The sequence below is a fragment of the Neisseria leonii genome, assembly GCF_028776105.2.
GTDB classification, from domain to species: Bacteria; Pseudomonadota; Gammaproteobacteria; order Burkholderiales; family Neisseriaceae; genus Neisseria; species Neisseria leonii.
The window spans coordinates 2047632-2070971 of the sequence record NZ_CP145606.1 but is presented as its reverse complement, the minus strand read 5'-3'; the positions used below and the strand labels follow the sequence as shown (position 1 = coordinate 2070971).

Genomic DNA, 23340 nt, shown 5'->3' with positions numbered 1-23340 from the left:
AACCCATTTGAGCATCAAACAAGACTTGCGCGACAGCAGCAAAACCACCATTAGCATTGAAACAGCAGGTGGTGGCAAAACCACAAAAACAGGTCGGAAAATGATTAAAGTGGATAAAGAAATCCACTGCGTCCAAATTTTAGACCCCACCACAGGCACAGGCACATTTCTCGCCGAAATCGTGCGCCACGTTTACCAGTTTTACGCCGTAAAGCCCCGTTCTTCAGGTCGGAGATATAAGGCGTGGATTGCGCCAGCAGTCCTACAACCGTTAATATTCAGCTAATCATGTGTTTTCTGTTGTTCAATGTATTATCTCTTTCGTAAATAATTTTCGGCGATATTTCGTAATAAATACCAAATGAACATGAAGATTAAAAACAACGTGTCTACCGCGTCTTAAATCAGTTTCTTTTTCCATAGACCAAGTTTGACGTCCTTCCCTCCCTTCAGGGAGGGAAGGACGTCAAACTGATTGCTACAAAAGCTACGATGTGCTTGATGTGAGTGAATTTACTCATCATCGTATCAATCACAGTACGCATTTTGCGGAACGTCAAAACCATATCAATGGGATTGAGAACTTCTGGAATCAGGCAAAGCGTGTTCTTCGCAAATACAACGGAATTGACCGTAAATCTTTTCCATTGTTCTTGAAAGAATGCGAATTTCGTTTTAACTTTGGTACGCCAAAAGAGCAGCTAAAAACTCTGCGAATTTGGCGTGGTATTCAGGGCTAATCTACGTCAGCCCCAAATTTTATGCCGTTTGAAATGCGAACCGTGCAGCAATATGGTGTGGTTATCAATAAAATTACCTATTGGCATGATGTCTTAAGAAATTGGATTGCCGCAACTGAACCCAATAATCCCAAATAAGCACGAAAATTTATATTTCGTATTGATCCACACGATTTAAGTGTAATTTGGTTTTATGGCCCTGATTTATTGATGTATTTTCCTATTCCCTATCGTGATAGTTCACGCCCAGTCATCAGCATTTGGGAATGGCGAGACATTCAACGCCAACTGAAAAACGAACAAAAACAAAATATTGATGAAAATATGATTTTCTCTGCCTACACCCGAATGCGTGATGTAGAACAACGAGCCAAACACAAAACCAAAGCAGTTGGCCGCGCTGAACAACGCCGTCAATTAGATTCTAGCACGCGAAAACCTTTGCCTATGCCAGTCGTACATTTTCAGGCTGCCATGCTGCCTGAAAACCAAGAAAATGATTTGGACGATTTATCATGACTTACCCCCATCTGTCGCCCAAAGCGGTAGAACAATTCAATTACAGCGATGAACAACGAATTGAATACATACGCTCTCCACGTTGGATAGGCTATCCGCAAGCCGAACAGATTTTGGCGAAATTAGAAGATTTGTTGGTTTATCCGTCACAGCACCGAATGCCAAATATGCTGTTGGTAGGCGATACGAATAACGGTAAAACTATGCTGGTATCACGCTTTTTAAGCAAACACCCTGCACACGATAATCCGAATGGAAATCATATTGTTGCGCCTCTTGTCTTGATTCAAGCCTCACCTATACCTGATGAAAACCGTTTTTATAATACGATTTTGGATTTATTGTATGCACTTATAAAGCACACGACCACGCCGATAAAAAACTTGCCCAAATTTTGCATTTACTGAAACGCATTTTGAAAATGCTGCAAACAAGCAATTGGATTGCACCAAGTGAACGAAAACGTCAATTGGATAAACTTATGATTTTACCAATCCACCCCAAACCCTATCCCAATGAACTGTTTTCATCGTGGTTAATTCGTTTAGATCATGCTAATAGTTTGAAAGTACAAACATTTTTTCATTTATTGTTTCCAAAATTTGAAATTTGGAATAGAGACATAGACCGCCATACACCTGATTGGTTGATAGGCACGCTGGCTGAAAAAACAGCTTGCTCAATTTCCGAAACTCATCAAACAACATTGGATAGTTTTAAAGAACAACTATTTGATATAAATAAATTTTTATGGCTATAATTTTGGATAAGCAGCCTGAAAGCCAATCATCGCAAGCGTTCTAGCTATGCCATTACTTTTTGCCCACAATGCTTGGTAGAAGACAAAGAACCATATTTTCGCAAATCGTGGCGCGTGGCATTGCAGACATTTTGCCCCTATCATCAATTATTGCAACATGACTGCTGTCCGCAATGTGAAACCTATATTGCATTTCATCGACAGGAACTGAGCAAACCACAGCAATTTCAATTTGCAGAATTAAAATATTGCTGGTATTGCCAATATGATTTAAGCCAAAGTCCGCGTATTCCTGTTACGTTGTATCATCATGCCATTCAAACACAATGGCATGATTTATTGGTTAAATTGAACGATAAACACGCAATATGGAACGCAGAAGAATGCAAACAACTCGAAGTATTACATCATTTACTTGTGATTAGCACATCATAACGACTTGCACCCAATTTGTACGGATATTTGTGTCAGCAAATACAACAAACCCCAATCCACCTAGACCGTAGCCAACGAGCCATTTGGGAAAGTTGCAGGCTGCCTGAAAAACACAGTACGATTTATGCGTGTCTGTGGCTATTGCAAAATTATCCGTACAACCTAATCCGTGCATGGCAGGATAAGGCTGTACGGTATCATCATTTACTGAAAGATTTTCGGAATTATCCCGATGATTTTCGGCAAATGGTGTCGCAGATGAATCGGAATGTATATAAAGATTTATACTTTTAAAAGCATATTACTTAATAAATCTACTACTTTTTGTCCATTAAACTGCGTTTGGAACATTACATTTGTTCCTTGTGCAATGTCGGCAAACAATTTTTCAGCATGGGCAATTTTCTTTGCTTCTTCTTTTCGCAAAGACTCTGAATCCTCCACATTTTTGCTTTCCAAAATCAAATTCAGCGTTTCGCCTTGATCGGTTTTGACGATATAAGCAAAATCAGGCGAATAAGTACCGCCGCCAGCCACAGGGATTTTGATGGAGTTTTTAGGAATTTTTGTAAAAACAATGACTTCTTCCACCCTCGTGCCTGTGATATTTTCTTTTTCCAGTTCGCTATCAAAAAATACACTTTCAAATAAAAACGTCTCCAATGGTTCGCTAGTATTAAACTGTGTCCCCAAATCCGCCGCATTCACTTCTTCTAGTGCTTCGCCTTGATTGTCCGTGAATTTAGTTGGGTGTATGCTACCACCCACACGACTGTAACCCACTTCAAACGCATTAAAGGAATGGAGCAATAACCAACGGTCAAATCCTACCTGAACTGCTTTAATCGTCTGTTCATTCAGGTATTTTGAAATATCCAACACATCACGCACGGCAAAAAATGCTTGATGTAAGGTTTGCATTTGAATCAAAGCCGTTTTCGACAATTTTAATAAAAAATCACGGTAATTCAGTGTATTAATGGGTTCAAATATGTCATCATACACACTCTCGCTGTTTACTGCTGTTAATAATCCGTTGCTGACTTGGATTTCTTGTTGCACGGTGCGTATGCCCGTTTTCATGAATTTGTGAGCATTGTCGCGCAAATATTGTGTGAACAATTTTAAAAATGCTGCTTCATCTTCAATTTTGTACTGCAACAAGGCTTTTTGGTTAATCGCTTCCCACAGGGCTTTGAGTTCATCATATTTTCCCACACGCATTTTGACTTTGGTCGCTTTATCGCCCGAGTGCATGATTTTGCCGATTTTCAGACGGCCTGAAATTTCAAACGCTTTGGGGAACAATTTTTTGGTTTTTGTAAAACCATTTTCCACAAAAACATCATCGTCATCGGTGAAATCCGCCAATTTATTGCGTATGCTCTTTTTGCTTTCATCGGGATAAGCAGCCTGAATTTTTTCAATCAATTCATCGGTTAAAGCCGTAAATTCAATCGGTTTCACCACCGCACTATTCACTTCATCGGTCAATTTTTTGACAAAATCCGTTTCACTGCTGTCCACAAAATAATTTAGGAAAAACGCATGGTCTTTTACCCGTGCCATGTATTCATTTACAGGCAAACGCAAACCGCGTCCGACTTCCTGCAATTTACTGGTTTCGCTGCCACTGGAGCGTAATTTGCAAATCTGAAACACATTGGGATTATCCCAACCTTCACGCAACGTCCATTTGGAAAATACAAAACGGCGCGGATTATCCAGCGACAATAATTTCTCTTTATCGTGCAGAATTTCATTCACTTCCTGCTCGATTTTGTCGTCTTTGTCGCTGTTGTCTTGTGAAAAATAACCGCCGTGCGTTTGGCTGATATCGTTTAACCCCGTTTGCCAATATGCACGCAAAAATTCATCATTTTCACTTTTCAGACGGCGTTGCAATTCTGCTTTGACCATCCGCTCAAACACTGTTTTTAAGTTGCCTGAAAGTTGGCTTTTCTCATTACGATAGCCTTGAATATCGTCAATAAAAAATAAAGTCAGCGGCTTAATCCTCCCACCATTGCGTGTGAGCAATTGTTTTTCTAACTCAAAATGCTGTCTTACAGCTTTCCGCATCATTTTGTCTCGCACAGTATCACTGTATGAATACGGATTGATGATGTCGCCTTTTTTCAGCTCAATGCCATTACTTAACACCAGTGTGGTTTTATTCATATCTGCCACAAACAAATCATCAATCGCTTGATGAACGCGGCTTAAATTATCGCCTTTTCCCAGCTTGAATGCTTGGTTGTTTAAAGCAAATGCCGCTTCTTTGCCATCCAAATCAATCAGCCTGATCCGCTCGCCATTGTCGCCGTCAATCTGTTCGGTAAAGGCACGAATGCCCTTAACCAAATCATCATTAAAGGCATCAACGGCAGTCAGGCGGTAAAGCAAATTCTCAAACTGTTCATTGAAAGTCGCCCCATAACGCAGAACAAATTGAGCATTGAATTTTAACAAATTTTCCCAAGTCTTTTTTTCTTTGGGGAATTTATGCGGCTCATCCATAATCAAAAACGGCTTTACCGCCGCTAATGCTTCAAACGGTACATGGTATTGGTCTTTAATCAAATGACTACCATCATTATTTTTGTCTTTACCCGCCATAGTAGGCGAATTAACCATACCCATATTAATCAGCAAAACATGGATTTTCTGCGTGTCGTCGGTTTCTGCAAAACGCACAATTTCAGACGGCATAGATACTTTTTTCGATTTTTTTGATGAGGATTTTTGGCTTTCTACCACATACAGCTGGATTTGTTTTTCGCCATACAGCCCGGCAAAATCCTTACGAAAATGCTCGGCAAGTGAGCTGCTTTGCAAAAAGTTTTTCGTCCCTGCTTTAATGGATAAAGTCGGCACAATCACAATAAACTTAAACACGCCCAAAATGCGGTTTAGTTCAAACATGGTTTTGGTGTAGGTATAGGTTTTACCTGTGCCTGTCTCCATCGCAATATCCAGCACATTGCTATCTGACAGCGGTATGTCTGCCACGCCGTTAATTTGCTGGATTTTGTGCAGATTATCGGTTTTTTGGTTGCCCAAAAACACAATTTCAGGATTTTCATCACGGCTGCCCTGCTCTAGCTGCACACGGTCAAACACGCCGAGCACCGATTTAACCGCCCGCTCTTGATGCGGTAAATTTTTCTCGTAAGTAAACCCAGCCATTTTAATATCTCGCAAGCACGCTTAAATTATTCAGCCCTTTTTTATTGGTATAGGTTTTTACCGCCTGTGCCAATTCTTTTTGTATGGCACTATCCATATTTGCACCAAATAATACAATGCGTTCAGGCACAAAATCGGCATCATTGTCCAATTTTTCAATCAAGGCTTTCACACATTCGGAATGGAAACCGCTTGCCAGCAAATACAGATGATGACGGCAGTAATAAGCCGTATAGCCGGCCAAATCAATGGTTTGGACTTTTTCAGGCAGTGCGCTGCCGTCATACACGCGCCAAGTGGTCAAAAGCGTGTGTAATTGTTCATCGCTCAACATCGCATTGACGGTATCGGGCAAATTGGGTTGCGTGGGGTCAAAATCCTCATCGCGGGCAGCCTGAAAATTGGGGACGGTTTCAAAAATTTTGAAACCCAAATCGCCTGAATAATCAGGGTGTTCGGTGCGGATTTTGGCGGCGGCTTTTTGAATTCGCGCGTGGGTGATGTCAAAAATGGTGTGGTAACCTGCTTTGTGGGCTTCGGAATTTTTGTCAGTCAATTCAGGTAATTGCACGCAAATAAATTGGCGATTGCCGCCATCATCGGCATTGAGCTGCATAACGGCGTGGGCGGTTGTGCCGCTTCCTGCGAAAAAGTCTAGGATTAAATCGTTTGGATTTGATGAATTTTCAATAAAAAATTTTAGCAATTCAATCGGTTTTGGATTACTAAAACATTCTGAAACACCCAATAAAGTTTCATTTACAAGACTTGACGCACTATCAGTTGTTCCAACAAAATCCAACAGATTTGGTTGTGCTGAATAAGTATTTTCATCTTCAAAATCGTATATTTTTAAAATTATTTTTTCACCATCAAAAATAAAACGCCCTTTTTTCTCTAATATCTCGGCTTTATCTTTTCCAATTTGCCAACGTTTTCCTTCTCTTGGCTTGATACCAAGAATTTCAAATTTCATCGTTTCTCTTTTATAACTTCCAGTATCTTTTTTCTCAATAACTGTTGTTCTATAATTTCCTAATTCATCTTGATTAGGATAATTTCTTGTTTCTGATAATTTAATTCTTTGTTTTATTTTTGCAATATTGGATTTTTTATAGCAAAGTTGATAATCAGTTTGAGAGCTAACTTCTGCACCTGTTACATTTGAGGTGGTAGATTTCTTTTTCCATAAAAACTGTGCAACAAAATTCTCTTCCCCAAAAATTTCATCACACAAAATCTTTAATTGTGCCTGTTCATTGTCATCAATACTGATAAAAATCACGCCGTCATCGTGCAATAATTCACGCGCCACATACAATCGCGGATACATAAAAGTCAGCCACGCGCTGTGCGAATTGGATTTTTTGGCGGTAAATTCTAATACGCGTTTGGCTTCGTCCAAATCCATGCCACCCAATTCGGCGAGCTGTTCGGGCGTGAATTTGCGGTCATCTTGATAGACAAAACCGTCCGACCCTGTATTGTACGGTGGGTCAATATAAATCATTTTGATTTGATTTTTATAGGCATTTTTTAGGTGTTTAAGAACTTCTAAATTATCTCCTTTGATAAGCAGATTTTGGCTATTTTGGTTTTCAGGCTGCTGGTTGTGTGCGATATTTTCGGCGAGCAGGGTTTCAGGCTGCGCGTCTTTCAGCACTTTGGCGTAAGATTTGCCCAGCCAGTTTAAGCTGTAACCTTCTTTTTGCGTGGCAATGCCGCTTGAATGCAATTCTTCCGCCATTTTGTCGGGCAAAAATGCGCCGTTTTTATCAAAGCAGTTGGGAAAATGCTGTTTTAAGATAGCCAGTTGCGAATTTTCAGGCTGCGCGTTTGATGGAAACAGGATTTCTCGGGTAATGCCGCTCATGCCATTACCCCTTGTTTTCTATAAAAGTTATTGGATTTTGGTGTATAATTGCGTGCGTGCGTGCGTGCGTGCGTGCGTGCGTGCGTGCGTGCGTTGCCATAATTTTATCCTTTAAAATAATATAAATTAAAATAGTATCAATCATTTCTGCTAATTTTGCTATAAATTTTCTGTGCAAAACCCGCAATATCTTTATGGGTATGCTTTAAAGTAGCAATATTCCGGCTTGAAGGCTTTATTTTATCCCAAATACCTTGCTTTTTCGTTACTTCATACAAAATTTCTATCAGCGTATCTTCATGGGGCATTGTTTGATAATTGAAATAAATGAGCGCAGTTGTGAACGATTCGCCCAAACGTGCTTCAATTTCCACCAGCCAAAAAATCTTGCCTTTCCATTCAATTTTACGATTGACGATGAACACCTGAAAAATCCGCCTGTCGGCACGGTGGCCGCGCCTGATTATTTTGATGAGCTGTTGGAACGCATACGCGATATTCGTGCCAGTGAGCGGCGTATGTATTTGCGTGTTCAGGATATTTTTGCGCCGGCGGCGGATTATCAGCCCAGTATCAAAGAAACCAATCTGTTTTTTTGCAAATGCAGAACAACAACATTTTGCGGTGAGCGGCAAAACGGCGGCGGAGTTGATTTACGAACGTGCCAACGCCGATTTGCCGCAAATGGGCTTAACCCATACCGCCACGCCGCAGCGTGTTTATCAAAAAGATGTGAAAGTGGCAAAAAGTTACCTGAATGAGCAGGAAATCAAGGAATTGAACCTCATTGTAAGGGCTTGCTGATGATTTGGGCACGGAATGATTTTTCAGGCGAAATTTGTCAAATTCAAGGCGAAAATGTAAGTCGGGTTGAATATCTGACGCACATTTTTAACGCAGAAGTTGGCAAATTTGGCGAAAAAGCAACCGTGAAACAAGTCATCAGCAAGCCCTAAATGTGGCTGGATTTTGCCGAAGACCAAGCGGCGCGTAAAAAGCAGGTATTTTTGCGCGATTGGGTGGAAAAATTAGACCAATTTTTGCAGTTTAACGACTGCGAAGTGCTGCAAGCTGCAAGATGCAGGAAAAATCCGCAAAAAGCAGGCAGAGGAGAAGGCGTTGGCGGAATACGGGCCTTTTCAGACGGCCTTGCGTGCCGTGAAAGAACAGCAGGGTGAGCATGATATTGCCCAATTGCCGGGTTATGAAAAATCGGGCGGTAAGGCCGTCTGAAAATATGAACATTTGATTGTTTGGAAAAACATTGGATACGCCTATTATCGAAACCCACCCCCTACCCCCGTTCCTGCCCGAACACGCCAAGCTGCTGATGCTCGGTTCGTTTCCGCCGCCGCGTGCGCGGTGGAAGATGGATTTCTATTATCCGAATTTCCAAAATGATATGTGGCGGATTTTCGGTTTGGTGTTTTTTGATGATGCGGATTATTTTGTGGAAGCAGACGGGAAAAACAAGCGGTTTAAAGAGGCGGCAATCCGTGCATTTTTAGCGGAAAAAGGGATTGCTTTGAGCGATACGGCGCATCAGGTGCGGCGTTTGCAGGGCAATGCGTCGGATAAATTTTTGCAGATTGTCGAGCCGGTGGATTTGGCCGCGCTGCTGGAAAAAATTCCATTGTGCAGAACCATGGTAACCACCGGTGAATTGGCAACGGATACACTGTTGTCGCTGATGCCGTCTGAAACGGCCAAACCGGCCATCGGCACATATGCGGAAACGGTGTTCCACGGCCGCGCGTTGCGGCTTTTCCGCCTGCCCTCTTCTTCGCGGGCATACCCGCTGGCTTTGGAAAAGAAAGCGGCGGCGTATGCGGCATTTTTCCGTGAAATCGGGCTGACGGGGTAAGGTTTGCCGCTTGGTACGGCCGTAAACGGCTCTTCTGCTTGGGCTTCGCTCAATTTTTTGATGTCGGATACGGGTATCCGACCCACATAGCTGAGGGCATTATTGCATCATCATGCAGTTGGCTTTAATTTTGAGAGATTGTGATGAAAAAACAGCTTGGTTGTCTGTTGGCGTTACTGGCTACATTTGCCTGTGCTGACACTAATGATGATTTGGCAAGTAACAACCGCTTTGGGCAAAAGATTATGACAGGCACGACGCTTAGCGAAAATGCCGATCGGTCGGGTGTATTGCTTTTGTACTGCATTGACAACAGCTGGTATCGGCTGGGTGCCATGTATCCCAAAATGAGCAAACAAGAAAAAAGCGAACACGTGATTGAGATTTGCCAACCGAATATCGATACTTATTCGGTTGATAGTGTTTTACTTGCCGCTGACCACTATGGGCAACCAAAATCAGAAAAGCAAGCATGGCAAATCATACAGGATAACCGCCGTAAGGGCACCGATCAGGGCAGGCAAGAGCTGCATGAGAAGATCAGGCAATATATGCAGACACTTGATGATAACCCACCTGCCAGATCAGGCTTTTTTAATTAGACTGTATACAGACAACCGCTCCCGCTTTTACTGTGTGAGCAGTCTGCAATCCGACCCGTACGGCCAAACTGCCCGCTACATCACGTCCAGCGTTTGAATCCCCAGCAGTTCCAAGCCAGTTTGCAGGGTGCGGCCGGTCAGCTCGGCCAAGCCTAAACGGCTGTCGCGTACCGCACCTTCGGCTTTGAGTATCGGGCAGGCTTCGTAGAAACGGGAAAACAGCGTCGCCACCTGATACAGATAAGCCGCCAGATAATGCGGATAAGACGTTTGCGCCGCGCTGTTCAGCACATCTTCAAATTTCAGCAGCTCCAAGGCCAGCTGTTTTTCCAAAGGTTCGTTCAGGGCAACGGCGGCGGTGCGGTTCCATTCTCCCGCACGGCGCAACACGCTTTGCACGCGCGTGTAGGCATATTGCAGATAAGGCGCGGTATTGCCGTCGAACGAGAGCATATTGTCCCAGTCGAACACATAATCGCTGGTGCGGTTTTTGCTCAAATCGGCATATTTCACCGCGCCGATGCCCACTGTGCGGCCGATGGCGGCCGCCTGGGTTTCGGACAGATCGGGATTTTTTTCTTTGACCAATGCGGTCGCACGCTCTACCGCTTCATCCAGCAGGTCGGCCAGTTTGACCGTATCGCCCGAACGGGTTTTGAACGGCTTGCCGTCTTTGCCCATCATGGTGCCGAAGCCGATAAACTCGGCCGACACCGCTTCAGGCAGGTAGCCCGCTTTTCGCGAGGCGGTAAAAAGCTGCTCGAAATGCAGTTTCTGGCGCGTATCGACCACATACAGCAGGCGGTCTGCTTTCAGACGGCCGACACGGTAGCGCATACAGGCCAAATCGGTTGAGGCATAAAGAAAGCCGCCGCCCTTTTTCTGTACGATAAAGGCCGCCGGTTCGCCGTCCTGATTTTTAAATTCGTCGAGAAACACCACTTTCGCGCCGTCGTCTTCCACCGCCAGCCCTTTGGCGGCCAAATCATCGACCACCGCCTGCAAATCGCTGTTGTACACCGATTCGCCCGCCACATCGTCAGGCGTGAGCAGCAGGCCGAGCGTGTCGTAAACCTGCTGCGCGTGGCCGAGCGAAATGGCGACAAACTGCCGCCACAATGCCGATACGGCTTCATCGCCGCCTTGCAGTTTCACCACATAATCGCGCGCGGTATCGGCAAAAGCGGCATCTTCGTCGAAACGCACTTTGGCCGCACGGTAAAACTGCTCCAAATCGGCCAGCTCGAAAGCGGCATTATCTTTCTGCTGTTCCACCATATAGGCCACCAGCATACCGAACTGCGTTCCCCAGTCGCCGACATGGTTTTGGCGGATGACTTCATGCCCCAGAAAACCGAGGATGCGGGCGATGCTGTCGCCGATGATGCTGGAACGCAGGTGGCCGACGTGCATTTCTTTGGCCAGATTGGGCGAGGAGTAGTCGATCACCACGCGCTGCGGTTCGGCAGCGGGCGCGATACCGAAACGGTCTTGGCGCGCCTTTTCCGTTTCCGCCGCCAAAAATGCACCCGACAGGCGCAGGTTGATAAAGCCCGGGCCGGCCACTTCGGCCGTTTCAATCAGGCTGCCCGCCGCCAAGGCATCGGCGACCTGCTGCGCCAGTTCGCGCGGGTTGCGGCCGTTTTTTTTCGCCGCCCCCATCACGCCGTTGATTTGGAAATCGCCGAAATCGGCATTTTTCGCCGGCTGCAAGACAATCGGGCTGCCCGCAATGCCTGCCGCTTCAAATGCGGCTTCGATGTCTCGGGAAAGGGTTTGATGTAGTTTCATAGTGATATCCGACAGCGGCCTCAAAGGCCGTCTGAAAAAACGTTGAGCGGAAAAAGCTGCTGCTTCTTCCGCCGGGAATCCGAAAAATTTTCCGCTTGATTTTACCGCTTTTACCGCCCCCGCGCCACCGTACACCCTTGTTTTTCCCGCCTGTCCGCCGCATACTGAATACCTTCGTAACCGACTGTACAGGAGCCGCCATGCGCATCGACCCGCAAACCATACTTGCCGCCCACCGCCGCCGTTATGCCTGCAAGCAGTACGACCCCGCCAAGAAAATCAGCGATGACGATTTTGCCGTGATTCTCGAAACCGGCCGTCTGTCGCCCAGCTCTTTCGGCTTTGAGCCGTGGCGGTTTCTGGTGGTTCAGAACCCGAAAATCCGCAACCTGATTCACGACAATGCGTGGGGGGCGAAAGGCAAGGCCGCCGATTGCAGCCATTTTGTGGTGATTCTGAACCGCAAGGGCAGCACCATGAACGCGGGCGGCGAATATTTCGAACATTCGATGCGCGAAATCCAGCAGCGGCCGCCGGAAGTAGTCGACCGCTACACCGGCTTTTTCGCCGACTTTATCGCCAAAGATTTCCGCCTGAACGAAAGCGGACGCGCATTCGACGACTGGACGGCGCGCCAGTGCTACATCGCGCTGGCCAATATGCTGACCGCCGCCGCCATGCTCGACATCGATTCCACGCCGATTGAAGGCTTTGATGCCGCCGAACTCAACCGCCTGCTGGCGGCGGAAGGCCTGTTCGACCCGCAGGAATTTTCCGTCTGCGTAATGGCCGCTTTCGGCTACCGCGCCGAAGAAATCCGCCCGAAAACCCGCCAAGACACACAAACCGTTATCCGCTGGGTACACTAAAATAACCGGCAGGCCGTCTGAAAAACTGCCGCACCCGCTTTATCCGTTTTCAGACGGCCTGTTGTGCCGGGAAAGAAGGCAACAGGTCATGCCCGAATTATCCGTTTTGAACCTGGCACCGCTGCGCCAAGGACAGACCGCAGCGCAGGCCATTGATTCCATGATCCGCCTGGCGCAGGAGACCGAACAGATCGGCTATCTGCGCTACTGGATTGCCGAACACCACAACACGGCCGGCTTGGTCAGCTCGGCTACGCAGGTGCTGATCGGCCATACACTGGCACACACCCGCCGCATCCGAGTCGGTTCGGGCGGCGTGATGCTGCCCAACCACAGCCCGCTGCTGGTGGCCGAACAATACGGCACACTCGACACCATCTACCCCGGCCGCGTCGATTTGGGACTGGGCCGTGCCCCCGGCACCGACCAATTGACCGCTGCCGCCCTGCGCCGCCACAGCGGAGATGCAGCTTGGACTTTTCCCGATGATGTGCGCCAGCTGCAACGCTATTTTGCCGCCGAAGACGCACAAGGCTTTGTCCGCGCTTTTCCCGGCACGGGACGCAACGTGCCGCTCTATATTTTGGGATCCGGCACCGAAAGCGCATATCTGGCGGCCGAACTCGGCCTGCCTTACGCCTTTGCCGCCCACTTTGCCCCCCGTATGCTCGAAACCTCACTGGCCATTTACCGCCGCGAATTCCGCCCGTCCGCCGTACTGTCCCGCCCCTATGTCATCGTGGCACTCAATGTTATTGCCGCCGACAGTGACGAAGAAGCCGCTTTTCTCGCCACCTCGCAGCAGCAGTTTTTTCTTAATGTCGTGCGCAACAGCCGCCGCCCGCTGCTGCCGCCTGTCAAATCGATGGACGGCCTCTGGACGGAAAGCGAAGCGGCTTTGGCGCAACAGATGCTTTCCTGTTCGCTGGTCGGCGGCCCCGAAACACTGGCGCGACAGTACGGCATACTCAATGAAACGCTCCGGCCCGACGAATGGATGGCGGTCAGCTATATTTTCGACGAACAAAAACAGTCCGCCTCCTACCGCCGCTTTTTCGAACTGGCCGACAACGCATAACCATGAAACAAGGCCGTCTGAAACCGTACCGGCCTGCCGGCTCCCATCTGCCGTTACAGCCAAACCGCTGCCGCATTCGGCATTCAGACGGCCTCACCGCCACAAACTCAGCACAATCCCGAGCAGCCACACCGCACCGATGCGGTTGTTGGCCAGAAATACTTCAAAACAGCGGCTGCGGTCGCGCGTGCGGATTTGCGGATACTGCCGCATCTGCCACACCAGCACCACGATCCACGCCAGCCAATACGGCCAGTCCATATCCCCCAGCCAGCCCAGCCACGCCATCAGCGCGCTGAACGCAGCATGAAACAGCATCACCGCCTCTTTATCGTAATTGCCGAACGTTACGGCCGAGGTTTTGATACCGATTTTCAAATCGTCTTCCTTGTCCGCCATCGCGTAAACCGTGTCGTAAGCCAGCGTCCAGCAGGCATTGGCGGCAAACATCAGCCACGCTTCCAGCGGAACGCGGTTCTGCACGGCGGCAAACGCCATCGGTATGCCGAACGAAAACGCCAGCCCCAGATAAAACTGCGGAATCGGGAAAAAACGCTTGGTGTAAGGATAAGTGAGCGCGAGAAACAGCGCGGGCAGGCTCATCAGCCAAGTGAGGCGGTTCAGCGGCAGCAGGCACAGCAGCGCGGCGGCACACAAAACCGCAATCAGCCATACCGCCTCGCGCACTTTTACCTCGCCGCGTGCAAACGGCCGCCCCGCCGTACGCGCCACCGCCCCGTCGAAATCACGGTCGGCCAAGTCGTTGGCCACACAGCCCGCGCTGCGCATCAGAAACGTCCCCGCGCAGAAAGCCAGCAGCGACACCCTGTCCGGCCGGCCGTCTGCCGCCCAGAACAAAGCCCACAAAGTCGGCCAAAGCAGCAAAAGCGTGCCGACGGGTTTGTCCACCCGCATCAGCCGCCCGTACACGCCCAACCGCTGCCGCCATGTTGTTTCCGTCATCACACCTTCTCCCTGCATTGGCCGCTCCGATGCCGTCTGAAACCCGTTTCGCCCTTTTCCGCTTCGCAGAAACTCTCTTTAATCTTTAATCGTTTTAGCTTCACAGAAACTCACTTCGTTCGTTTTCAGACGGCGTTTTGTGCGGCGGATTATAACGCAAAGGCCGCCCGTATTCTGCATGCCGCACTTTTGGGCTAGAATACCGCTCTTTATCCGCCCGCCCCCGCCCATGCGCCTGACCCATATCAAACTGGCCGGTTTCAAATCGTTTACCGACCCCACCACCATTCATATCCCCGGCCGGCTGGCTGCCGTTATCGGCCCGAACGGCTGCGGCAAATCGAATGTCATCGACGCGGTGCGCTGGGTGCTGGGCGAAGCCTCGGCCAAGCAGCTGCGCGGCGAAAGTATGCAGGACGTGATTTTCAACGGCGCGGCCACCCGCCGCCCCGCCCCGCGCGCTTCGGTCGAGCTGGTGTTCGACAACAGCAGCCACACCCTGCAAGGCGCGTGGGGACAATATGCCGAAGTCAGCATCAAACGCCAGCTCACGCGGCAGGGCGAATCCACCTATTTCATCAACAACCAGGTCGTGCGCCGCCGCGACATCACCGATTTATTCCTGGGTACGGGCGTGGGTGCGCGCGGCTATGCCGTAATTGAGCAGGGCATGATTTCGCGCATTATCGAAGCGCGGCCGGAAGAATTGCGCGCCTATATCGAAGAAGCGGCGGGTGTATCGAAATACAAAGAGCGGCGCAGAGAAACCGAAGGCCGTCTGAAAGACGCGCGCGACCATCTGCAACGGCTGGACGATTTGCAGAGCGAGTTGGCGCGCCAAGTGGAAAAACTGGAAAAACAGGCCGCCACCGCCGAACGGTATCAAAACCTGACCCGCCAACTGTCGCAACAGCAGGATTTGCTCGATTTCACCCAATGGCGCCAATCCCTTGCCGCCGCCGATCAGGCGGCCGCACAGCACGAAACCCTCCGCCGGCAGCAGGACGAAACCGCTGCCCGAATCCAAACTTTGGACGAAACCCTGCACGCATTGCAGGCCGACGAACAGGCACAGCAGCAAAACGCACACGACATCAGTAACCGGCGCGGCGTACTGCGCGAGCAGATTGCCCGTTTGGAAGAGCAAATCCGCCACCGCCAGAAACTGCACCAGCGCATCGAGCAGGACAAAGCCGCCGCGCAGCTGCAACTGTCGCGCATCCACCAGCAACAGCAGGAAATCCGCGCACAAATCGAAGAAACCGACGGGCAGATAGAAGACAGACAGGCCGAATTGGCCGAAGCCGCCATGCTGGTAGCGGAATACGAAGAGCAGCTGCCCAAACTGGAAGAAGCCCAAGCCGAACTCAACACCGCCCATCAGAGCCAGCAGGACGAGTACAACCGCATCAAACGCGAACTGGCGGTCAAACAGCAGCAACTGACACACACACGGCACACCCTGCAACAGAACGAAGCTCGGCAAGGCCGTCTGAAACAGGAGCAGCAGGCACTCAACCTGCCCGACAGCGGCGAAACCGAAGCCGCACAGGAAGAAGCCGCACTGCTGCACAGCGGTCAGGAACACATCGAAACACAGCTGGCCGCTGCCGAAACCCGCCTGAATGAGCTGCACACCCGTTTTCAGACGGCCTCGCAGCGCCACCAAACCCTGCAACAGCAGCACATCAGCCTCGAAGCCCACTGTCAGGCACTGGCACAGCTGCTGGCACAGGAAACCGATAACGGCGACGACTTCTGGCAGCACACCTCAGCCGCCGGTGCGCCGCAACTGTGGCAGCACATCCACGCCCCGTCCGAATGGCAGCACGCACTGGGCGTGATACTGGGCGAACGCCTGCGCGCGCGCGCCGTCCCGCCCGATTTTGCCCCGCCCGCCCCCCTGCCCGAAGGCGGCGCGGCCTGGCTGGCCGACAACCTTTCCGGCGGCCTGAAAAAAAACCTGCCCGCTACCGCCCTGCTCAACCAAATCCAAGCACAAGCCCCGTTTCAGACGGCCCTGCACCACTGGCTCGACGGCGTGTTATGCGCCCCGAACCTCAATTATGCCCTGAGCCGCCAAGCCGACCTGAACCCCGGCCAAATCTGGCTCACGCCCGAAGGCCACCGCATCGACCGCGTCGGCACCGTACTCTATGCCCGCAGCGGCCGGGACAATCTGATGGCCCAGCGCGGACAACTGTCCGATCTGGAAGCCGAATCCGCCCGGCTGTCGCCCGAACTGGCCGAAGCCGCGCAACAGCTCGCACACATCCAAACCGAACGCGAAGCCGCCGAAGTCCACTATAAAGCACTGCTGCAACAGCAAAAACAGCACAACCTCGAATACAGCCGGGCGCAACAGCGCGCCGCCGAGATGCTGGCACGCACCAACCAAGGCCAAATCCGCCGCGAGCACATCACACAGGAGCTGGCGCAAATCGAAGCCGAACAGACCTCTCTGATGCAGACGGCAGACGGTCTGGAAGACGACACCGCCACGCTGGCCGAGGCCGCCGCCGAACTCGAACAGCGCCGGCAGCAGACAGCCGACGACCGCCAAACCCGGCAAGGCCGTCTGAAACAGGCACAGCTTGCCCTGTTGGAAGCCAACCGCCGATACGGCACCGCCGAGTTGGCCGTCCACAAACTGCAACAGCAAAAACAGCATGACCTGCAACAATTAACCCAGCTGGAACAGCAAACCCTGGATTGGCAGGAACGCCAGTCCGAACTGGCTCTGGCCCGTGAAACCGAAACCGACGGCGACGATCAGCACCTCAAACTCAACGAACTGGGCGAAGCCGTACAGACACTCGACGAAGCATACGCCGCCGTACAGGCGCAACTGGCCGCCGCACAGGCGCAAAGCCGCGAACAGTACGCCGCCCGGCAGGCACTGCACAGCAGCCTGCCGCCCTTGCAGGACGCCACCCAAACCGCCCTGCTGCAACAGCAGGAAGCCCTGATTAACGCCAAACGCTTCCACCAAAACCTGACCGCACGCGGCGCGGATTTGGCGGCACTCGAATCACGCTTGGCAACGGCAGAGCACCCTGACACACTGAACAGCGACATCGGCCGTCTGAACCGCCAGATTGAAGCACTCGGCGCCGTCAATCTGGCCGCCCTGCAAGAATTGGAAGAAGCGCGCGAACGCGACGGCTACTACCGCAGCCAGCGCGAAGACGTTCAGGCGGCCATTGCCCTGCTCGAAGAGGCCATCGCCCAAATCGACGGCAAAACCAAAGCACGCTTCAAAGAAACCTTCGATGCGGTCAATGAAAAAGTACAGACGTTTTTCCCCACCCTGTTCGGCGGCGGCGAAGCCGTCCTGCATATGATCGGCGACGATTTGCTGACGGCGGGCGTATCGATTATGGCGCGGCCGCCGGGCAAGAAAAACAGCACCATTCATCTGTTGAGCGGCGGCGAAAAAGCTCTGACCGCCATGAGCCTGGTCTTCGCCCTGTTCAGCCTCAACCCCGCGCCCTTCTGCCTGCTCGACGAAGTCGATGCGCCGCTGGACGATGCCAACACCGCCCGCTTCTGCCGGCTCGTCAAAGAAATGAGTACGCAAACGCAGTTTCTCTACATCTCGCACAACCGCCTGACCATGGAAATGGCCGAGCAGCTCATCGGCGTAACCATGCAGGAAAAAGGCGTATCGCGCATTGTAGCCGTCGATATCCGCCAAGCCCTGCAAATGGCCGAAGCCTGAGGAACCCTATGGAAAACCGCTACACCGAAGCCCTCGCCCGCCTGCTGCCCCGGCAGACGGCCACCATTCAAAGCCATGTGCTGGACGACGGGCAACAGGTCTGGATCCGCCGCACCGGCAAAACCATTCCGGCATGGCATTACCGCATCTTGGGCGGCATCGCCCGCCTGCTCGAACTGGACGCGCTGCGCCCCGTTCCCAACTTCGGCGGCCAAACCGCGCTGGACACCGAACAGCGCCGCCTGCGCCAACTGGCCGCACAGGGCGTGTCAGTCCCGCCCCTGCTCGCCGCCCTGCCGGGCGGCATCATGTTCGGCCATCTGGGATCGCACAGCCTGCTGGCCGAGCTGGAAAACGGCGGCAGTCCGCTGCAAACCTGGCAGGACGGTTTGGCCGCCATTGCCGCCGCCCACGCCGGGCAGGCTTATTTGAGTCAGGCCTTTATCCGCAATATGGTGCGCCTGGAAGACGGCGGCATCGGCTTTATCGACTTTGAAGACGACCCGGGAGAATTTCTGACCCTGCCGATGTGCCAGAGCCGCGACTGGTTCTGTTACCTGCAATCCACCGCCCTGTGGCTGGACAGGCGCGGCGTGCTGGCACAGGCAGCCGGCTGCTGGCGGCAGCACGCCGCCGCGCTGCCGCCCGAGCAGCGCGCACAAATCCGCACCGCTGCACGGCACATTGCCCCGCTGCGCCGTTTACGGTCGCGCAAATGGGGCAGCGACACCCTGCGTCTGGCACGCATGGCCGAACTGCTGGGCGGCACAGACACCTAATCAATCCAGCCCAAATCGCGCAACGCGCGGGCGAGGCCGTCTGAATCAACGGGTGGGGCAATATAATCGGCAACGGCTTTCAGTTCGGGCACGGCATTGCCCACCGCCACGCCGAAACCCACCGCCGCCATCATTTCCAAATCGTTCAACCCGTCGCCGAACGCCGCCGCATCGGCCGCCTGCCAGCCCAAATGCGCCAGCACGGCGGCAATGCCGCGCGCTTTCGAGCCGTCCGCGTCGAGCAAATCCACCGCCTCCGCGTGCCAGCGCACCGTTTTGATGCCTTCGGGCAAGAGCGCGGCCACTTCCGCTTCGCGCTGCGGCGGATAAAACGCCAGCATCTGATAAACGGGCTGCCCCGCCGCCACAGACGGCATATCGGCATAGGCAATACCCAAATCGCGCGTGGCGCGCAGCAGGCCGCCGCTTTCGTGCGACACTGTGATACCCCTGTGCGAAACATGCCCCACCGCAATGCCGCACGCCGTCAGCTTCTCCGTCAATTCCGACACCGCAGCCGCGTCCATCGGAAAATGCGCCAACACTTCCCCGCCGCGCGCCACATATTGTCCGTTGATGCACACCAAAATATCGATGCCCTCGCCGATCAGGCTTTTGACCGCCTCGGGCAGCACCGCCGGTGTGCGGCCGGTGGCAATCGCCGTAACGGTGCCGCGACGGCGCAAAGCGGCCAAAGCCTGCCGCGCGCTGTCCGGCACGCGCCGTTCGCCTTTGATATAGAGCGTGTCGTCAATATCGAAAAAAACGATTTTCGGTTGGTTCCGATTCATGCTGACTCCGTAAAAAGTAAAAGAGATGCCTATGGGAGCAGACAGAGTCGGGTTCCTTTGAATTTAACGGATGGTACATAAAGGAACTCGAACTGGGCTGACGCAAATGATGATGACTGTAACTCAACGAAACCGCGAAGTTTTGTTAAGTTTATTTCACTCTGTAATATATAAGGCCGTCTGAATCGTTTTCAGACGGCCTGCGGTTTATTTGAACATATTTTTGATAATGCCCATCACGCTGCGCGAAATGGCGCGGCTGACTTGGCGGTTAATCTGGCTGCCCACCGCATCGGCCACATTGTACGCCACACCCTGACCCGATTTTTTACGCCCGCCCGACAGGCCGCCGAGAAAACCTTCCAGCATACCGGGCGGCTGTGCCTTGACCGTTTCGGCCTGCACTTTGGCCGACTGCTGCGCCTCTGCGGCGGCAGCCTGCTGCCGCGACTGTTCGGCCAAGGCTTCAAACGCGGAAAAATTGTCCTGCGCCTCACGGTAATGGCGGTAAAGTATATCGGTTTCGACACGGCGCGCGCGTTCCGCCCCGCCCAGCGGCGGCAGCTGCGAAGACGGCGGCAGCACCCACGCGCGCTGCACCACGCCGGGCATACCTTTATCGTCCAAGAACGACACCAAGGCCTCGCCCACGCCCAGCTCGGTAACCGCATCGGCCGTCTTGAACGCCGGATTGCTGCGGAACGTGTCGGCCGCCGCTTTTACCGCTTTCTGGTCGCGCGGGGTAAACGCACGCAAAGCGTGCTGGATACGGTTGCCCAGCTGCCCCAAAATGCTGTCGGGCAGATCCAGCGGATTCTGCGTCACAAAATACACGCCCACGCCCTTGGAACGGATCAGGCGCACCACCTGCTCGACCTGCGCCACCAAAGCAGGCGCGGCATGGTCGAACATCAGATGCGCTTCATCGAAAAACATCACGAATTGCGGTTTGTCCAAATCGCCCACTTCGGGCAGATTTTCAAACAGTTCGGCCAGAAACCACAGCAGAAACGCGCTGTAAATACGCGGGCGGCGCATCAGTTTTTCCGCATTGAGGATATTGATGACCCCTTTGCCGCCTTCGTTTTGCAGCCAGTCGCGCAGGTTCAGCGCAGGCTCGCCGAAAAAGTCGTTGCCGCCCTCGCCCTCCAACACCAGAAGCTGCCGCTGGATCGCGCCCACGCTGGCGGCCGAAACATTGCCGTACACCGCGCGGAACTCTTTGGCGTTGTCGGACACATATTGCAGCAGCGCGCGCAAATCCTTCAAATCAATCAGATGCCAGCCCTTATCGTCGGCCACTCTGAACACCAGATTGAGCACACCCTCCTGCGTGGCATTCAAATCCATCAGCCGCGTCAGCAGCAGCGGCCCCATTTCCGACAGGGTCACGCGCACCGGAATGCCGCTTTCGCCGTACACGTCCCAAAAACGCACGGGAAAACCGCGCAGATAGTCTTCGCCCAAACCGAACTGCGCCATACGCTCGGCGACTTTGCCGCTGTTGCCGCCCGCCTCGGCCAGCCCCGACAAATCGCCCTTCACGTCCACCAGAAACACCGGCACACCGGCGGTACTGAACATTTCGGCCATTTTGCGCAGGCTGACGGTTTTACCCGTCCCCGTGGCACCGGCAATCAGGCCGTGGCGGTTGGCCATTTTCGGATTCAAATCCATCGGTATGCCGTCTGAATGCACGGCCAGCGTAAACGGAGTCATGGCAAGGTTCCTCAAAAGACGGGCAGACCGCCGCTACTGCGGTATCCGTCATCAAACTGCCCGAACGGTAAAAAGCCTCTTCTGCCGCACACCGCGGCCGCCGTTTCAGACGGCCTCTGATGATGGGTTACGGCATATTTTCCGGCGGAAACAGGCGGGCGGCTACGATGCCCGCCTCATACAGCACAATCATCGGCACCGCCATCAAAATCTGCGACAGCACATCGGGCGGCGTGATGACTGCGGCCACCACAAACGCGCCCACAACCACATAAGCGCGCGCCTGTCTGAGCCGGTGCAGGCTGACCGCACCCATGCGGTGAAGCAGTACCACCACAACCGGCACTTCAAACACTGTGCCGAATGCGACAAACATACCCAAAACAAATGACAGATATTTGTCGATGTCCGTCGCCATGCTCACGCCCTCGGGCGTTACGCCGGCCAGAAACTGGAAAATCAGCGGAAACACCAGAAAATAGGCAAATGCCATGCCGCAGAAAAACAGCAGCAGGCTGGACAGCAAAAGCGGCAGCACCAGCTTTTTTTCGTTGCGGTACAGCGCGGGGGCGACAAACGCCCAAAGCTGGTAGAGCGTGTGCGGCAGAGTACACAGAAACGCCGTCATCAGCGCCACTTTCACAGGTACGAAAAACGGCGCGATGACATCGGTGGCGATCATATTCGTACCGTGCGGCAGGCTGGCCGTCAGCGGGCGTGCCACCAGCGTATATAGAGGCTGCGCAAACGGCACGGCAATCACAAACGCCAGCAGCAGCACCGCCGCCGTCCACACCAGACGGCGGCGCAATTCGATTAAATGCTCAATCAGGGGTTGGCTGTCGGACACAAAACACCCGCTTTCAGCGCAGCCGCCGCCGAACGGCCGGCGCACAGATAAAGTCAATCAATACGCCGGGCACGGTGTACGCGCACCGCCGCTTTGGCGCGGACACGGGTGCGCACTTCGCGGCGGCGCACCAGCGCGCGGCGGCGCAGAGAAACGCTGTGCCAGGCCGGCGTTTGCAGCTGCCCGTCGGCACCGGGCGTATAAACGTCTTCCAACGGCAGCGGCCGGCCGGACTCATCAACACCGAAATCGGCGGGGCTGCGCTGTTCGGGCAGCCGCTCCCACGCCGGTACGGCCAGCCCCTGCCGGACACCGTCCACCGCCGAATCCCAATCCGCTTTGACGGCGTGAAGTTCAGCCACCGCCGCCTGGCGGCTCAGCTCGTTTTTGAAACCGGCACTCAACTGCTGCAATTTGCCCAACCAGCGGCCGGCGGTGCGCGCCACCACGGGCAGCCGTTCCGGCCCCAGCACCACCAGTGCCACCGCACCGACCAGCAGCAGCTCGCCGAATCCGAAATCGAACACGGTTACGGCTTCTGCCCGTTATCGGAGCTTTTATCGGCGGTTTGTGCCGTATCGGTACTGCCTTCGTTCAAACCTTTTTTAAAGTCATGCACCGCACCGCCCAAGTCTTTGCCGACATTGCGCAGTTTTTTGGTGCCGAACACCAGCACCACAATCACCAACACAATCACCCAATGCCAAATCGAAAAAGTGCCCATCGCTGCATCCTCTGCGGCCGCCGTCTTCTGCCGTTGCGGGTTTCGCCTGCGAACCTGCTCCGTCCGTTTCAGA

20 protein-coding genes and 5 pseudogenes are annotated in these 23340 nt (G+C 52.6%); 15 read left to right on the top strand and 10 right to left on the bottom strand.

What is annotated here, in order from left to right:
* Window positions 1–7: 7 nt before the first annotated feature.
* A complete protein-coding gene (locus ORY85_RS09940; protein ID WP_274570875.1) occupies window positions 8–286 on the top strand; it encodes a hypothetical protein in 279 nt (92 codons plus the stop codon).
* 24 nt (window positions 287–310) lie between these two features.
* Here ORY85_RS09940 and ORY85_RS09935 read toward each other — a convergent pair.
* Window positions 311–421, bottom strand: a pseudogene (locus ORY85_RS09935) (transposase); the annotation flags it as partial.
* A 49-nt stretch (window positions 422–470) separates the two neighbouring features.
* Between ORY85_RS09935 and ORY85_RS09930 the strand changes: the two are divergent.
* From ORY85_RS09930 to ORY85_RS09910, 5 genes and pseudogenes are all read left to right on the top strand, one after another.
* Window positions 471–740 (top strand): annotated as a pseudogene (locus ORY85_RS09930) (transposase); the annotation flags it as partial.
* Between the two features lie 21 nt (window positions 741–761).
* Window positions 762–878, top strand: coding sequence for a Mu transposase C-terminal domain-containing protein (locus ORY85_RS09925; protein WP_274570876.1), 117 nt, complete (start codon window positions 762–764; stop codon window positions 876–878).
* A gap of 72 nt (window positions 879–950) precedes the next feature.
* A complete protein-coding gene (locus ORY85_RS09920) occupies window positions 951–1259 on the top strand; it encodes a hypothetical protein (RefSeq protein WP_274570877.1) in 309 nt (102 codons plus the stop codon).
* Complete coding sequence (locus tag ORY85_RS09915) at window positions 1256–1666, top strand: TniB family NTP-binding protein (RefSeq protein ID WP_274570878.1); 411 nt, start codon at window positions 1256–1258, stop codon at window positions 1664–1666. The genes ORY85_RS09920 and ORY85_RS09915 overlap by 4 nt, the downstream gene beginning before the upstream one ends.
* A 14-nt stretch (window positions 1667–1680) precedes the next feature.
* Window positions 1681–2454: pseudogene (locus ORY85_RS09910) on the top strand (TniQ family protein).
* Window positions 2455–2736: 282 nt separating this feature from the next.
* Here the strand turns inward: ORY85_RS09910 and ORY85_RS09905 are convergent.
* Together ORY85_RS09905 and ORY85_RS09900 are read right to left on the bottom strand one after the other, a co-directional pair.
* Window positions 2737–5643, bottom strand: coding sequence for a type III restriction-modification system endonuclease (locus ORY85_RS09905; RefSeq protein ID WP_274570880.1), 2907 nt, complete (start codon window positions 5641–5643; stop codon window positions 2737–2739).
* A gap of 1 nt (window position 5644) precedes the next feature.
* Window positions 5645–7516 carry a site-specific DNA-methyltransferase gene (locus tag ORY85_RS09900; protein WP_274570881.1) on the bottom strand — a complete coding sequence of 624 codons (1872 nt, stop codon included), beginning with the start codon at window positions 7514–7516 and terminating at the stop codon, window positions 5645–5647.
* Between the two features lie 299 nt (window positions 7517–7815).
* On the opposite strand from ORY85_RS09900, the pseudogene rhuM (ORY85_RS09895) reads away from it, so the two are divergent.
* The 5 genes and pseudogenes from rhuM (ORY85_RS09895) to ORY85_RS09875 form a co-directional block, all read left to right on the top strand.
* Window positions 7816–8061 (top strand): annotated as a pseudogene (gene rhuM, locus ORY85_RS09895) (RhuM family protein); the annotation flags it as partial.
* 79 nt (window positions 8062–8140) lie between these two features.
* Complete coding sequence (gene rhuM / locus ORY85_RS09890) at window positions 8141–8320, top strand: RhuM family protein (RefSeq protein ID WP_274570882.1); 180 nt, start codon at window positions 8141–8143, stop codon at window positions 8318–8320.
* Between the two features lie 152 nt (window positions 8321–8472).
* Window positions 8473–8749: pseudogene (rhuM, locus tag ORY85_RS09885) on the top strand (RhuM family protein); the annotation flags it as partial.
* Between the two features lie 16 nt (window positions 8750–8765).
* Window positions 8766–9380: a uracil-DNA glycosylase family protein gene (locus ORY85_RS09880; RefSeq protein WP_405030329.1), complete on the top strand. Its 615-nt coding sequence runs from the start codon at window positions 8766–8768 to the stop codon at window positions 9378–9380.
* A 143-nt stretch (window positions 9381–9523) separates the two neighbouring features.
* Window positions 9524–9982 carry a hypothetical protein gene (locus ORY85_RS09875; RefSeq protein WP_274570885.1) on the top strand — a complete coding sequence of 153 codons (459 nt, stop codon included), beginning with the start codon at window positions 9524–9526 and terminating at the stop codon, window positions 9980–9982.
* 75 nt (window positions 9983–10057) lie between these two features.
* On the opposite strand, the gene argS is transcribed toward ORY85_RS09875, so the two are convergent.
* A complete protein-coding gene (gene argS, locus ORY85_RS09870; RefSeq protein WP_274570886.1) occupies window positions 10058–11773 on the bottom strand; it encodes an arginine--tRNA ligase in 1716 nt (571 codons plus the stop codon).
* 200 nt (window positions 11774–11973) lie between these two features.
* Here argS and ORY85_RS09865 point away from each other — a divergent pair, with 200 nt between their 5' ends.
* Both ORY85_RS09865 and ORY85_RS09860 read left to right on the top strand, forming a co-directional pair.
* A complete protein-coding gene (locus ORY85_RS09865; RefSeq protein WP_274570887.1) occupies window positions 11974–12642 on the top strand; it encodes an NAD(P)H-dependent oxidoreductase in 669 nt (222 codons plus the stop codon).
* Window positions 12643–12730: 88 nt separating this feature from the next.
* A complete protein-coding gene (locus ORY85_RS09860; RefSeq protein WP_274570888.1) occupies window positions 12731–13720 on the top strand; it encodes an LLM class flavin-dependent oxidoreductase in 990 nt (329 codons plus the stop codon).
* 93 nt (window positions 13721–13813) lie between these two features.
* Here ORY85_RS09860 and ubiA read toward each other — a convergent pair whose 3' ends face one another.
* Entirely contained in the window at window positions 13814–14683 is an 870-nt protein-coding gene (ubiA, locus tag ORY85_RS09855; protein ID WP_274570889.1) for a 4-hydroxybenzoate octaprenyltransferase, read from the bottom strand.
* Between the two features lie 229 nt (window positions 14684–14912).
* On the opposite strand from ubiA, the gene smc reads away from it, so the two are divergent.
* Complete coding sequence (gene smc, locus ORY85_RS09850; protein ID WP_274571003.1) at window positions 14913–18404, top strand: chromosome segregation protein SMC; 3492 nt, start codon at window positions 14913–14915, stop codon at window positions 18402–18404.
* A gap of 8 nt (window positions 18405–18412) precedes the next feature.
* Window positions 18413–19183, top strand: a complete 771-nt coding sequence (locus ORY85_RS09845) for a hypothetical protein (protein ID WP_274570890.1) — start codon at window positions 18413–18415, stop codon at window positions 19181–19183.
* Here ORY85_RS09845 and ORY85_RS09840 read toward each other — a convergent pair.
* From ORY85_RS09840 to tatA, 5 genes are all read right to left on the bottom strand, one after another.
* Window positions 19180–19974 (bottom strand): Cof-type HAD-IIB family hydrolase, encoded by a 795-nt coding sequence (locus ORY85_RS09840; protein WP_274570891.1) that lies wholly within the window; start codon window positions 19972–19974, stop codon window positions 19180–19182. The two genes, ORY85_RS09845 and ORY85_RS09840, sit on opposite strands and share 4 nt — an antisense overlap.
* A 207-nt stretch (window positions 19975–20181) precedes the next feature.
* A complete protein-coding gene (locus ORY85_RS09835; protein ID WP_274570892.1) occupies window positions 20182–21693 on the bottom strand; it encodes a helicase HerA-like domain-containing protein in 1512 nt (503 codons plus the stop codon).
* 127 nt (window positions 21694–21820) lie between these two features.
* Window positions 21821–22543 carry a twin-arginine translocase subunit TatC gene (gene tatC / locus ORY85_RS09830; RefSeq protein WP_274570893.1) on the bottom strand — a complete coding sequence of 241 codons (723 nt, stop codon included), beginning with the start codon at window positions 22541–22543 and terminating at the stop codon, window positions 21821–21823.
* Between the two features lie 53 nt (window positions 22544–22596).
* Window positions 22597–23070, bottom strand: a complete 474-nt coding sequence (gene tatB / locus ORY85_RS09825; protein ID WP_274570894.1) for a Sec-independent protein translocase protein TatB — start codon at window positions 23068–23070, stop codon at window positions 22597–22599.
* Between the two features lie 2 nt (window positions 23071–23072).
* The gene (gene tatA, locus ORY85_RS09820; RefSeq protein ID WP_274570895.1) at window positions 23073–23267 is read right to left on the bottom strand and encodes a Sec-independent protein translocase subunit TatA; all 195 of its coding nucleotides are present in this window, start codon (window positions 23265–23267) and stop codon (window positions 23073–23075) included.
* Window positions 23268–23340: the final 73 nt, after the last annotated feature.